Below are 12835 nucleotides of genomic sequence, written 5' to 3'. Positions count from 1 at the left end.
GTCGCGGATTGCTGTTGAAAACTCCTCTCGGACAGCGCTGCAAGTCGCGTCCTCTATACTCCTCGGCCACAACACCCGCAATCGTCTCCGCAAGGAATTCCGCTTAAATGCCCCGTTTTCGTCGCTTGCTGCGCTGGACGCTGATTGCGGCCGCCAGCGTGGTCCTGCTGGGCGCCATCGCGCTTGGCGTCCTCTACTTCCTCATCGCCCCCAAGCTCCCGGACGTGGAAACGCTCCGAAACGTCGAGCTGCAGGAGCCGATGTACGTCTACTCCCGCGACGGCAAGCTGATGGCGCTGTTCGGCGAGACGCGGCGCTACCCGGTCAACATCGAGGATGTGCCGCAGCGCCTGAAGCAGGCGTTCCTCGCCGCCGAGGACGCCCGCTTCTACAAGCACCATGGCCTCGACTACAAGGGCATCGCCCGGGCCGTGTGGCTGCTCGCCACCACCGACGACCGCCGCGTTCCGGGTGGCTCGACCATTACCCAGCAGGTGGCCCGCCAGTTCTTCCTGAGCCAGGAATACAGCTACAAGCGCAAGCTCGCCGAGATGATGCTCGCGATGCGCATCGAGAACGAGCTGAGCAAGGACGAGATCTTCGAGCTCTATCTCAACAAGAGCTTCTTCGGCCATCGCTCGTACGGCGTGGGCGCGGCATCCGAGTTTTACTACGGGAAAAAGTTGAACGAGCTGTCGCTCGATGAAATGGCGTCGCTGGCCGCCATTCCGAAGTTCCCGTCCACCGCGAACCCGCTGAGCAACCCGGCCCGCGCCAAGGAGCGTCGCGACGTCTACATCCTGCAACGCATGGCGCAGTTGGGCTACATCGGCCAGGGCGAAGCCGACGCCGCCAAGTCCGTGCCGATGCATGCAAAACCGCACGAACGCACGGTCGAAGTCAGCGCTCCGTACGTGGCGGAAATGGTGCGCCAGGAAATGGTGGCCCGATACGGCGCCGAAGCGCTGACCAAGGGCTACCACGTCACCACCACCATCGATCCGGTGCTGCAGGTCGCCGCCGACAAGGCGCTGCGCGAGGGGCTGCGCACCTACGACCTGCGCCACGGCTGGCACGGTGTCGAGCAGCATTTCGATCTGGCCGACAACGAGGACGAAGCGACCACCCTCGCCCGGATGCGTTCCATCCCGCCGCAGGCCGACCTGCTCTCCGCGATGGTGCTCGGCGTGAACGATGGCAAGGCAGACGTGCTGCTGGGCAATGGCATCCGGCTCGAACTCGGCCCCAGCCAGGGTTGGAACGGGCAGCCCCCGGGCAAGCTGGTCAAGCGCGGCGACCTGGTGCGCGTGCTTCGCACCGAGATTGCATCCGGGACGGCAGGCATGAAGCCGGCCGGCGAATCCAGCGCCGACGACAAGCCAGCAGCCAAGCGCATCCTCTACACGCTGGGGCAGCTGCCCCGCGCGCAGTCGGCGCTGGTATCCCTCGAACCTTCCAACGGCGCGCTGCGCGCGCTGTCGGGCGGCTACAGCTACTCCGGCAACAAGTTCAATCGCGCCACGCAGGCACGTCGCCAGCCCGGTTCGAGTTTCAAGCCGTTCGTGTATGCCGCCGCATTCGAACGTGGGTTCAACCCGGCTTCGGTAGTACTCGATGCGCCCGTGGTCTTCAAGGATCGCCGCGGCCACCTGTGGCGTCCGCAGAATGACACCGGCAACTTCGCCGGCCCGATGCGCCTGCGCGAAGCGATGGTGCAATCGCGCAACCTGGTGTCGGTGCGCCTGCTCGATGCGATCGGCGTGGATTACGCCCGCAAGTACATCAGCCACCTCGGCTTCGATGAAAAGGAACTGCCGCCAAACCTGTCGATGTCGCTCGGCACCGCTTCGCTGACCCCGCTTTCGGTTGCCCGTGGCTTCTCCGCGTTCGCGAACGGGGGTTTCCTGATCACCCCGTGGTTCATCGATGAAGTGCGCGACAGCAATGGTGCCGTGCTTTTCAAGGAGAAGCCGGCGACCGCCTGCCCCGAATGTGGCATCGGTACTGCTGGCAAGGCCATGGCGTCCAGTACGGCCAGTTCGACAGTGGTGGATGGCTTCGACTTCGGTCCGGCAGGTGGCGCCAAGCCCGAGGTGAAGGAAGCCGACAGGAGCAAACCGAAGACGGTCAAGACGCCACCTGCAGACATGATCGTCGCGCCGCGCGCGATGGATGGCCGCATCGCGTACCAGATCGTCTCGATGTTGCGCGATGTCGTGCAGCGCGGTACCGGCACGCCGGCGAAGGTGCTCGGCCGCGAGGACATCGGCGGCAAAACCGGATCCACGAACGACCACCGGGACGCATGGTTCTCCGGCATCGGCGGGCCGTACGCCACGACGGTCTGGGTGGGCCGCGATGATTACAAATCGCTTGGTTATCGCGAATACGGCGGCAAGGCCGCGCTGCCGATCTGGATCGACTACATGCGCGTTGCACTGAAGGACCAGCCGCTTGCATCCAACGAGCCACCTGATGGCATGGTGAAGGTGTCGGTCGCCGCCAACGGCGCATTGATGCCGGAAGGAAGCGGCGGCGTGGTCGAGTGGGTGAAAGCCGAAGATCTCGACCGCATGGAAACCTACGTCGATTACGGTCCGCAGGACGCCGTTCCCGCGGAAGAATCCTTCGACATCTTCTGATCACGGTTCCGAATGCGTGCAAGAAGCGGGCTTCGGCCCGCTTCTTTTTTGCCTCCTGGATCGACGGTTTTCGAACTCGACAGCTACCACCAGCCGATTCCTGATTCACGGGGACCGTGGTAGGTTTCCGCTGCCGGCGCCTGCCGGCCGCGGCGAGCTCTCGCCGTTGCAGTGCCAGCCGCGGAGGACGTCATGCGCCACGCCCGACAGCACGCTTACCAACATGCCCAGACGCGCACGCACGAGCGCCGCCGCAGTCTCGCGCACGAAGCCGCGCGGCTGATGGCCGAAGGCGGCATCCGCGACTATCACCAGGCCAAGCTCAAGGCGGCGGAGCGGTTGGGCATCTTCGACGACGCGTCGCTGCCACGTAACCGCGAGATCGAAGACGCCTTGCGCGAATACCAGCGTCTGTTCCAGCGCGACAACGTCGCCGAACTGCGCAACCGGCGCGAAGCGGCACTGCGCGCGCTCGAATTCTTTACCGAGTTCGAACCGCGCCTGGTCGGCCCCGTCCTCGATGGCACGGCCGATGCACGCACTGCAGTGAGCCTGCATCTGCACAGCGACGATCCCGAAGCCGTGCATCGCCATCTGGATCTGCACCGCATTCCCGCTGAATCCCGTAATCGCCGCATCCGCCTCGATCGCGAACGCAGCGACGACTTTCCCGTATGGCTGTTCAGCGCCGAAGGGCTGGGCTTCGACCTGACCGTCTTGCCGCGCGACGTGTTGCGCCAGGCGCCGCTGTCGAGCATCGACGAAAAGCCGATGAAGCGCGCTTCGGCCAGCCAGTTGCGGCAGCTTCTGGCCGATGAGGAAATTGCCGGTTACGAGCACGGTGACAATTGACCATCGCGATTGCGACGCATCGCCGTGGGCGAGGCGCTTCGCCGCGAAGGATTTGCACAACCAGAGGGAGTGAATGCATGTATGTAATGCTCGATTCCTTGCGCGGCAGGGGTATCGCTGCGCTTGCCAGCGCGATCGTCGTCCTCGCCACTATCGCTCCGCCCGTGCGAGCCCAGGATGCCGACCTGTCCGCCATCGGCGCCGAAGTCACCCGTCGCCACGATGAGACAGTCAAACGCCTGCAGGAATGGATCGCGCAACCCGCGATCGCAGCCGAAGACCGCGGCTTTCCGGTGGGAGCGGAATACATGGCGCAGTTGGCGCGCGACGCCGGCTTCCAGCAAGTGTCGATCGTAAAGACGGACGGCAAGCCCGGCGTGTTCGCGACACTCGATGCCGGTGCGCCGAAGACGGTCGGCCTGTACTTCATGTACGACGTCAAACAATTCGATCCGGCCGAATGGTCCTCGCCACCGCTCGAAGCGAAGCTGGTCGACAAGCCGGGGCTCGGCAAAGTGATGATCGGTCGCGGTTCGGTCAACCAGAAAGGCCCCGAAGCCGCGTTCCTCGCCGCATTGCATGCGATCCGCGGTGCAGGCAGGAAGCCGCCGGTGAATCTCGTGCTGGTCGCGGAGGGCGAAGAGGAAATCGGTTCACCCCATATCGGGCAGATTGTCCATCGTCCCGAAGTTCAGGCCGCGCTGGGCAAGACCGTCGGCGTGTTCATGCCTGCCGCGATGCAGGGTATCGATGGCGTGGTCACCGTCAATCTCGGCTCGAAGGGCGTCGTCGAGCTGGAGCTCGTGGCCAGCGGCGAAAAGTGGGGGCGCGGCCCGGGCAAGGACATCCATTCGTCGCTGAAGGCCATGGTGGACAGCCCGGCCTGGCGGCTGGTCAAGGCCCTCGACACGCTCGTTTCCGACGACGGCAACACCATCGCCATCGATGGCTATCCCAAGCCGCGTCCCTTGAGCGACGCGGAGCGCGCGATGATCGCGGCAGCTTCAAAACGCCGCAGCGAAACGCAGACCAAACAGCAGCTCGGCGTGCAGCATTGGATCGACGACCTGCCGTGGCAGCAGGCCAATGAACGGCTCGAGTCGCAGCCGACGGTCAATATCGAAGGACTCGTCGGTGGTTACACCGGCGTGGGCGGCAAAACCATCCTGCCCCATCGTGCGGTCGCGAAGCTGGACCTTCGCCTGGTGCCGGACATGACGAAGGATGCCGCGGTCGCGGCGCTCAAGGCGCATCTGGCCAAGCGCGGTTTCGGCGATATCGAAGTGAACGTATCGGGCGGCTACGACCCGACGAGCACGTCAGCCGATGCGCCCTTGATCCAGGCGCAGGTCGCCACGCTGAAGAAGGCCGGCATCGATCCGTTGCTGTGGCCGCGCAATGCCGGTTCGTATCCGGGCTATGTCTTCACCGGCGAACCACTGAAGCTCGCCTCCGGCCATTTCGGACTGGGGCATGGCAGCGGCGCGCATGGCCCTGACGAGTATTACCTCATCGAATCGGCCAATCCGCAGGTCCAGGGCATCGATGGTGCGGTGATGTCGTTCGTCGAGTACCTGTACGAACTGTCGAAGTAACTTTTGCGATTGCGGATACAAAAACGCCCCGAACCATCGGGGCGTTTTCATTTTGCCTTGCGTCGACTCGCGGATCAGCGCTTGTCCATCCCGGTGTAGTCGCGCGTGGCCGCACCGGTGTAGATCTGGCGCGGGCGGCCGATCTTGTTTTCGGGATCGTTCTGCTGCTCCAACCAGTGCGACACCCAGCCGGCGGTGCGCGCGATGGCGAACATCACGGTGAACATCTCGGTCGGGATGCCCAGTGCCTTGTAGATGATGCCGGAGTAGAAATCGACGTTCGGATAGAGCTTGCGCTGGATGAAGTACTCGTCCTTCAGCGCCGCTTCTTCCAGGCGCATGGCGACCTCGAGCAGCGGATCGTTGATGTTCAGCGCAGCCAGCACTTCATGCGTCATCTTGCGCACCAGCGCCGCGCGCGGGTCGTAGTTCTTGTACACGCGGTGGCCGAAGCCCATCAGGCGGAAGCCGGACTCCTTGTCCTTCGCTTTCGCGACAGCGGCACCGACGTTCTCCGGCTTGCCGATCTCGGCGAGCATCTTCAACACGGCTTCGTTTGCACCGCCGTGCGCCGGGCCCCACAGCGCGGCCACGCCAGCCGCGACGCTTACGTACGGATTGGCGCCGGTCGAGCCGACGAGGCGAACGGTCGAGGTCGACGCGTTCTGTTCGTGGTCGGCGTGCAGGATGAAAAGCAGGTCCATCGCGCGCGCCGCAACCGGATTGAGTTCCAGCGGCTCGCTTGGCACTTCCTTCATCATGTGCAGGAAGCGCGTGGTGTACTCGAGGTTGTTGCGCGGATAGCGGATCGGCCAGCCGATCGAATAGCGATAGCACGCAGCCGCAATCGTCGGCACCTTGGCGATCAGCCGGATCGCGGTAAGTCGGCGCTGCTCCGGGTCTTCCAGGTCGAGATCGTTGTGGTAGAAGCTCGCCAGCGAACCCAGCATGCCGGTGAGCATCGCCATCGGATGCGCGTCATGGCGGAAGCCGAACAGGAACGTGCGGAAGGCCTCGTGCATCATCGTGTGATGCGTGACCTCGTGTTCGAACTTCTCGAACTCGCTGCTGGTCGGCAGTTCGCCATTCATCAGCAGGTAGGCGACTTCCAGGAAGTTCGACTTTTCTGCAAGCTGTTCGATCGGATAGCCGCGATACAGCAGCACGCCCGCATCGCCATCGATGTACGTGATCGCCGAACGGCAGCTGGCCGTGGCCGTGAATCCGTTGTCGTAGGTGAAGCAGCCGGTTTCCTTGGGCAGCTTGGCGATGTCGATGCAGGGAGCACCCAGGGTCGGATGGTGCACCGGCAGGGTGACGCTCTTGTCGCCCGCGGTCAGGGTGACCTGATCGAGGCCGGACTTGGAGGACTCGGACACGCAACGCTCCTATATCTGCACGCCACAGGGGTCGCCGCGGCGGGTGGAGGAAAACAGAAAGTGATGCACGCGGCTCGCCGCGACAACGAATTATCGCATAAGCATTCGCTGGCGAAGGGTCGTACCAAAGTCGCATGCGCAGCCTTGGAATAGAGCCGCTGCTCAAAAAAACATGGCTGCCGCAGACATGAAAAAGCCCGCCGGAGAGGCGGGCTTTTTGTGCCGGTTATGGCGCCGAACATCGCTGCCTGGCATGGCACATGGCGAACTCATCCGCATCGCAACCGGCACATACGGAAAGCACGAAGCCCGCCTGGGCGGGCTTCGCTGAAACCGTTCGAACCTGATCCGAACCAGTGATGTCGAACTGCGCGAAGACGCGCAGTCAGATCACTTCTGTGCGTAGCGCTTACGGAACTTGTCGACGCGGCCGCCGGTGTCGATGATCTTGTGCTTGCCCGTGTAGAACGGGTGCGAGGCCGACGTGATATCGAGCTTGACGAGCGGATATTCGTTGCCGTCTTCCCACTTGATCGTCTCCTTGCTGGCAAGGGTCGAGCGGGTCAGGAACGCGAAATCACTGGTCACGTCCTGGAAAACGACTTCACGGTAGTCGGGATGGATGCCGGTCTTCATGGCAACGCACCAATAGGTTCGGGAAAGAGCTCAGCAGTATAGCGGGAGCTTTCGGCTCGTGGCAAGCCCGGGAACGCGCCTCAATCTGCCGCGAGGGCCGCTTCGATCAGTGCCTCGAACCGGCCCTGTTCGTAGCGCTGGAGGATCCGCACGTTGTCGGGACGCCCGCTTTCACGACGCCAGTCGATGATGGTGGCGCCACGGGCCTGGCGGCCCTCCATCTCCACGGCCAGGGGTCGCTCGGCTGTGTCCACTGCCCCTTCCGGGGACAAGGCGAAGGCCATGGCCAGCGCGTCGGCGGACGCCCAGCGGTTGCCACGGCGCTCGCCGGCCCAGGCGCGGGTCTGGCGAGAGATCGCGTCATAGAAGCGCGCCCGCGGCGAAGCCGCGGTCAACCAGCGATCCACGTCCGTGTCGAGCAGGCCGTGGTCCAGCGTGGCCTCCCAGTCGCTGAGGTCGACGTGGGGGAAAGCGCTGAAGACGATGTGCGCGGCTTCCGGATCAAAGGCGATGTTGAACTCGGCGGCCGGCGTGATGTTGCCGTGACCGGTCACCGCGCCGCCCATGACCACGCAGCGCGCGACGCGTGACGGCAAGGTGGGATCGAGCTTGAGCGCAAGCGCCAGGTTGGTCAGCGGCCCCAGGGCGACGAGCAACAGGCGGCCGGCGTACTGGTGCGAGAGCCGGAGGATCGCGAGCGCTGCGTGCTCCACTTCGGGCCCGCGCGAAGCGAGTTCGTAGCCGGTATCACCAAAGCCGTCGCGCCCGTGCACATACGCCGCGTCACGCGCAGGGTGCAGCAACGGTTCCGCACTACCCGGATATACCGGCACGTCTGCGCCCACGACTTCGCACAGCTTCAATGCATTCGCGACCGTGTGTTGCAGGCCGACGTTGCCGGCGGCGATGGTGAGCCCCACGACTTCATGGCGCGGGTCGTTGAAGGCCATGAGGATGGCAAGGGCGTCGTCGACACCCGGATCGGTATCGATCAGCAGCGGGATGCGGTTGGTCATGCGGCCATTATGACCGACATCATCCGATGATCCGGATCAGGCCGCCGCGTACCGCGCGGCCCCACCGACCCAGCGCGCGATGATGCGTTCGGCAACGTCCGGAGCACGTTCGAGCAGGTGCGTTCCGAGCTGGTGGACCTGTGGCAGCAGATCGGCGTCGCGTGCGAGATCGGCGACCCGGAAGCCCGCCAACCCGGTCTGTCGCGTGCCCAGCAGTTCACCCGGACCGCGCAATTCCAGGTCCTTCTCGGCGATCACGAAACCATCGTGCGTCTGCCGCATCGTTTCCAGGCGCTGCTTCGCGAGCTGCGAAAGCGGCGACCGGTACAGCAGCACGCAGCTCGAGGCCGCGCTGCCACGCCCCACCCGGCCGCGGAGCTGGTGCAGTTGCGCGAGCCCGAGGCGCTCGGCGTTTTCGATGATCATCAGCGACGCATTGGGTACATCGACGCCGACTTCGATGACCGTGGTGGCGACGAGCAGGTCGATCGCACCTTCCTTGAAGGCGCGCATCGTCGCCTGCTTCTCCGTCGTTTTCATGCGGCCGTGCACCAGGCCGACACGCAACTTCGACAACTGCTTCGACAGATCCTCGAACGTGGTCTGCGCGGCCTGCGCGACGACTTCGTCGCTGTCGTCGATCAGCGTACAGACCCAGTACGCCTGCCGGCCTTCGGCGCACGCCGAGCGGATGCGCTCGACGAGTTCGGGACGACGCTCCGCGCTGAGCGCAACCGTCTGCACCGGCGTGCGCCCAGGGGGCAGTTCATCGATCGCGGAGACATCGAGGTCCGCATACGCCGCCATCGCGAGCGTGCGCGGAATCGGCGTGGCGGTCATCACCAGTTGATGCGGCACGATGCTGTTTCCGTTGCCTCCGCCACCAGTGCCCTTGTCGCGCAGCGCCAGCCGCTGGTGCACGCCAAAGCGGTGCTGCTCGTCGACGATGGCCAGGGCGAGGTCGCGAAAGGCCACGCCTGCCTGCATCAGTGCATGCGTGCCAACCACGACCTGCGCTTCACCGGACGCCACGTCCTCCAGCACCTTGCTGCGCGCCTTGCCGGTGACCTTGCCCGCAAGCCATGCGACGCGGATGTCGAGCGGCTCGAGCCAGCCACGCAGGTTGGAGAGGTGCTGCTCGGCGAGGAGTTCGGTGGGCGCCATCAGCGCGGCTTGCTTGCCGGCATCCACGGCGTGCATCGCGGCAAGCGCGGCAACCACCGTCTTGCCGCTGCCGACGTCGCCCTGCACGAGCCGGAGCATCGGTGTTGGCTTCGCCAGGTCCGCCTGGATTTCCGCGAAGACACGCTGCTGTGCGCCGGTGAGCTGGAATGGCAACCGCTTTTGCAACTTCAGGGCCAGGCTCGACTTGCGCAACGCCGGCGCGGCATGCGCCTGCTGCGCGAGGCGTTGTCGGCGCAGGCTCAGATGGTGCGCGAGCAATTCCTCCAGCGCGAGGCGACGCTGCGCCGGATGCCGGCCGGCAAGCAACGCAGCGACGTCCTCGCCCGCCTGCGGCCGGTGCACCGTAAGCAAAGCCTCGCGCAGCGATGGCAGTTGCAGTGCGTCGCGGATCGACGGCGGAAGCAGCTCCAGCGAGTCGTCCTGCGGCAATCGATCGAGCGCCAGTCCGATCAGTTTGCGCAGCGATGCGGGACCTACGCCTTCGATGGCCGGATAGACCGGGTCGAGCGCGCTGCCGAGCCCGGCTTCTGCATCGTCGCCCAGCAAGCGATAGCTGGGATGCACGATTTCCAGGCCGTGCTGGCCGGGACGCGGCGTGCCATAGCAGCGCACGCGCGCGCCGGGCGCGAACTGCGCCACCTGGGCGGCGCGAAAATGGAAGAAGCGCAGCACCAGTGTGGCGTGCGAATCGTCGCCAATGGCCACGCGCAGCATCGGCCGGTAGCGGAAGCCTCGTTCCACCGCTTCGACCGTTCCCTCGACCTGTGCGGCAACACCGGGTTGCAAGGCGCGAATCGGCGTCAGCGTCGTCCGATCTTCGTACTGGCGCGGCAGGTGCAGCCACAGGTCCTGCAAGGCTGACAGGCCTCGCGTTGCGAGCTTTTCGGCCACGCGCGGGCCAACCCCGGCGAGGGCAGTGATCGGTTGCTTCTGGAGGTCGAACGCGACCCCGTTCTTGCGCGTCGGCATCGCTACAGCATGACGGGATTGCCTGCCAAAAAAAAACCCGGCGCAGCGCGCCGGGTCGGAAATCGACGCCCGAACCAGGCGTCAGTACTTCACGCTGATTTCCACGCCGTACGTCCGGGGTTCGGTTACGCGCGCACCAACGGTCCCCAGCACCGTCCGGCCATAGGTGCCCAGCGTGTTCACGTACTGGTTGTCGAGCAGGTTGTTGCCGTAGATCGCCCAACCCCAGTATCCGTTCGGGGATGTCCAACCCACGCGCGCGTTGACCTGCTCCTGGGCCTCGCCGACTTCGAGCGCGCCGTAGCGGCCGCAACCCAGCTGGATATCGGATTCGCCGTTGCTGCGACACTCGCCAATGTACGAATAGCGCAGCGCAGCGCGAACATCGCCCTTGTTGGCCAGCCGCCACAGATAGCTGGCGCCCGCAGCGAACGACCAGTGCGGCGTGCCCGTCGACTGGCCGTCCAGGTCGATCTCCTGCGGATTGACGTAGTTCTTGTATGTCGCGTCCAGGTACTCGGCGTTGAAATCGAAGCCGAGCCCGTCAGTGGCCTGCCAGCGCATGTCGAAGTCCAGGCCCCATGCTTCCTGGTCGGAAGTGTTGACGACAAAGCGCGGGATCTCGGTCGACATGTCCAGGGTGACCGCCTGGCGGTTGTCGTACGCGTAATAGAAGAGGGACGCGTTGTAGGACAGGCGATAGTCCGGCAGCGCATGCTTGATGCCGGTTTCGAAATTCCACACTTCCTCGTTCTCGAACTCGCTCCCGATCTGCAACGCGTTGAATCCACCGGCCTTGTAGCCCTTGGCCAGCGACGCGTAGCCCATCAGGTTGTCGGTGAAGTGGTAGTCCGCCACGAATCGCGGGCTCCAGTCGTCCCACGACTTTTTCGCGCGGTTGAGGACGCCCTTGTTCAACACCGCCGGCGGATCGACGAAGGCTACGTCGAAGACCAGCGCTTCCTTGGGAATACCAATCGCGTCCAGGAACCCGATGGCCTCGAGCAGATCCAGTTGCGCGTCGAGCTCCGGCGCGCTGCGCAGGTCGTTGAACCAGGTGAAGTCCTTCTCGTCCCGCGTGTAGCGCAGACCGGCGGTCAGGTTGAATCTGTCGCTCACGTGCCAGATCACATCGCCAAAGGCCGCGTAGGCCTTGGTGTCGAGCGTGTTGACGAATTTCTCGTTCCAGGGCAACCCGCGCAGGTTCACCGGGATGCCGAACATGTTCGCGGCGTCGCTGATCGGCCCGAACAGGCCACCCGGGGGCGCGAGGCCCAGGTTCTGCGCCAGCGTGTCCACCGAATCGGTGAGTACGTTCACTTCGCTGGTCTGGTCGGCGTCCTCCTGGAAGTAGCTGGCGCCCGCGATCCAGTCGAGGCGATCGGTGCTGCCGCTGAACTTGAACTCCTGGTAGAAGTTCTCGTTGCTCTCGGTATTGGTGGAGTCGACATAGAGGTAGCTGAGGTTGGTGCCGTCCTCTTCGACACGATTCAGCGAATCGTACTGATGCCACGCGGTGGTCGAGGTAAGGCTGCCCCAGCTCATGCTGTGGTCGACGATCAGGGTCATGCCGTCGAACTCGCGCGTTTCGCCGTTCGCCGCGTCGCTGGCGGTCGCGACATCGAGCGGGTCAAGGAAGGCATCCTGATCGGCGGGCGCACCGGGCAAGGCGGGTAATGCCGGTATGGACACGACACCGGTGGTGGCCTGGCCGCGCTGATCGAGGCTTTCGTGGTCCCAGGTGATCCAGGCGCGCGTGTTGTCGCCGAAGCGTGTCTGGAATGCCGCTCGCGTCGCCCAGTTGTTCTCCGGATTGAGCTCTTCGCCGCTGACCGAATCATGCAACCAGCCGTCGCTGTGGTTGAACAGCCCGTTGAAACGGAACGCGGAGTCCTCGCTGACCGCGACGTTGGCCATGCCTTCGAGGTAGGTCTTGTTGTCGTTGCCCAGGCGCAGCTTGCCGCTGGCGTGGGTTTCGTTCTCAGGCCGGTGCGTGATGATGGAAATCGCGCCGGCGGCAGTATTCCGCCCGAACAGCGTGCCTTGCGGGCCCTTGAGCACTTCGATGCGCTGCACGTCGGTGAACGGCAACAACACACCGCCGCCCCGGCCCGCATAGACGCCATCGACGTACACGCCGACCGCCGGATCGGTGCCGATGCCGAAGTCGTCGGTGCTGATGCCGCGCAGTTCGAAGCTCGGTTGTGTCGGCTGCAGGCTGTTGACCTTGAAGCCGGGCACGTAGCTGTCGATGTCGCCCAGGTCTTCCGCGGCGACGTCATCGAGCAGTTGTTCATCCACTACCTGCAGGGCGATCGGTACGTCCTGGAGCTCCTGCTCGCGGCTCTGCGCGGTGACGGTGATCGCGTCGAGATCCGTGGCTTTCTGCTGCAACGTTTCGGGCGTGGCAGGGTCCTGCGCCTTTACCGATGGCGCTGCGAACAGCGCCGCGCAGCCGAACAGCGCATAGGTCAGCGAAACAGTGAGCTGGTTCTTTCGTGGCGACATCGGAATTACCCCCAAAACTCTTCCGTGGATGAAACAGCGGTTTGAGTGCCCTG

General features: G+C 64.5%; 8 protein-coding genes. 3 read left to right on the top strand and 5 right to left on the bottom strand.

Annotation, left to right across the window (positions count from 1 at the left end):
• Window positions 1-107 precede the first annotated feature (107 nt).
• The 3 genes from ASD14_RS02455 to ASD14_RS02445 all read left to right on the top strand — a co-directional run bounded on the left by ASD14_RS02455 (window position 108) and on the right by ASD14_RS02445 (window position 5089).
• On the top strand, window positions 108-2642 hold the full coding sequence (locus ASD14_RS02455) for a penicillin-binding protein 1A (protein ID WP_056128315.1): 2535 nt from the start codon (window positions 108-110) through the stop codon (window positions 2640-2642).
• A 192-nt stretch (window positions 2643-2834) separates the two neighbouring features.
• Complete coding sequence (locus tag ASD14_RS02450) at window positions 2835-3494, top strand: hypothetical protein (RefSeq protein WP_056128310.1); 660 nt, start codon at window positions 2835-2837, stop codon at window positions 3492-3494.
• Between the two features lie 77 nt (window positions 3495-3571).
• Window positions 3572-5089: a M20/M25/M40 family metallo-hydrolase gene (locus tag ASD14_RS02445; protein WP_200947000.1), complete on the top strand. Its 1518-nt coding sequence runs from the start codon at window positions 3572-3574 to the stop codon at window positions 5087-5089.
• Between the two features lie 74 nt (window positions 5090-5163).
• On the opposite strand, the gene ASD14_RS02440 is transcribed toward ASD14_RS02445, so the two are convergent.
• From ASD14_RS02440 to ASD14_RS02420, 5 genes are all read right to left on the bottom strand, one after another.
• Window positions 5164-6468, bottom strand: a complete 1305-nt coding sequence (locus ASD14_RS02440; RefSeq protein ID WP_056128304.1) for a citrate synthase — start codon at window positions 6466-6468, stop codon at window positions 5164-5166.
• A gap of 390 nt (window positions 6469-6858) precedes the next feature.
• Window positions 6859-7104, bottom strand: coding sequence for a type B 50S ribosomal protein L31 (locus ASD14_RS02435; RefSeq protein WP_056128302.1), 246 nt, complete (start codon window positions 7102-7104; stop codon window positions 6859-6861).
• Between the two features lie 80 nt (window positions 7105-7184).
• Window positions 7185-8120 (bottom strand): nucleoside hydrolase, encoded by a 936-nt coding sequence (locus ASD14_RS02430; RefSeq protein WP_056128299.1) that lies wholly within the window; start codon window positions 8118-8120, stop codon window positions 7185-7187.
• Between the two features lie 36 nt (window positions 8121-8156).
• Complete coding sequence (gene recG, locus ASD14_RS02425) at window positions 8157-10274, bottom strand: ATP-dependent DNA helicase RecG (protein ID WP_056128295.1); 2118 nt, start codon at window positions 10272-10274, stop codon at window positions 8157-8159.
• A gap of 81 nt (window positions 10275-10355) precedes the next feature.
• On the bottom strand, window positions 10356-12782 hold the full coding sequence (locus ASD14_RS02420) for a TonB-dependent receptor (protein WP_056128292.1): 2427 nt from the start codon (window positions 12780-12782) through the stop codon (window positions 10356-10358).
• Window positions 12783-12835 lie beyond the last annotated feature (53 nt).

The sequence above is a fragment of the Lysobacter sp. Root494 genome (assembly GCF_001427225.1).
Classification (GTDB): Bacteria; Pseudomonadota; Gammaproteobacteria; order Xanthomonadales; family Xanthomonadaceae; genus Agrilutibacter.
The sequence above is the reverse complement of the archived record's forward strand: the minus strand, read 5'-3'. Positions and strand labels throughout refer to the sequence as shown.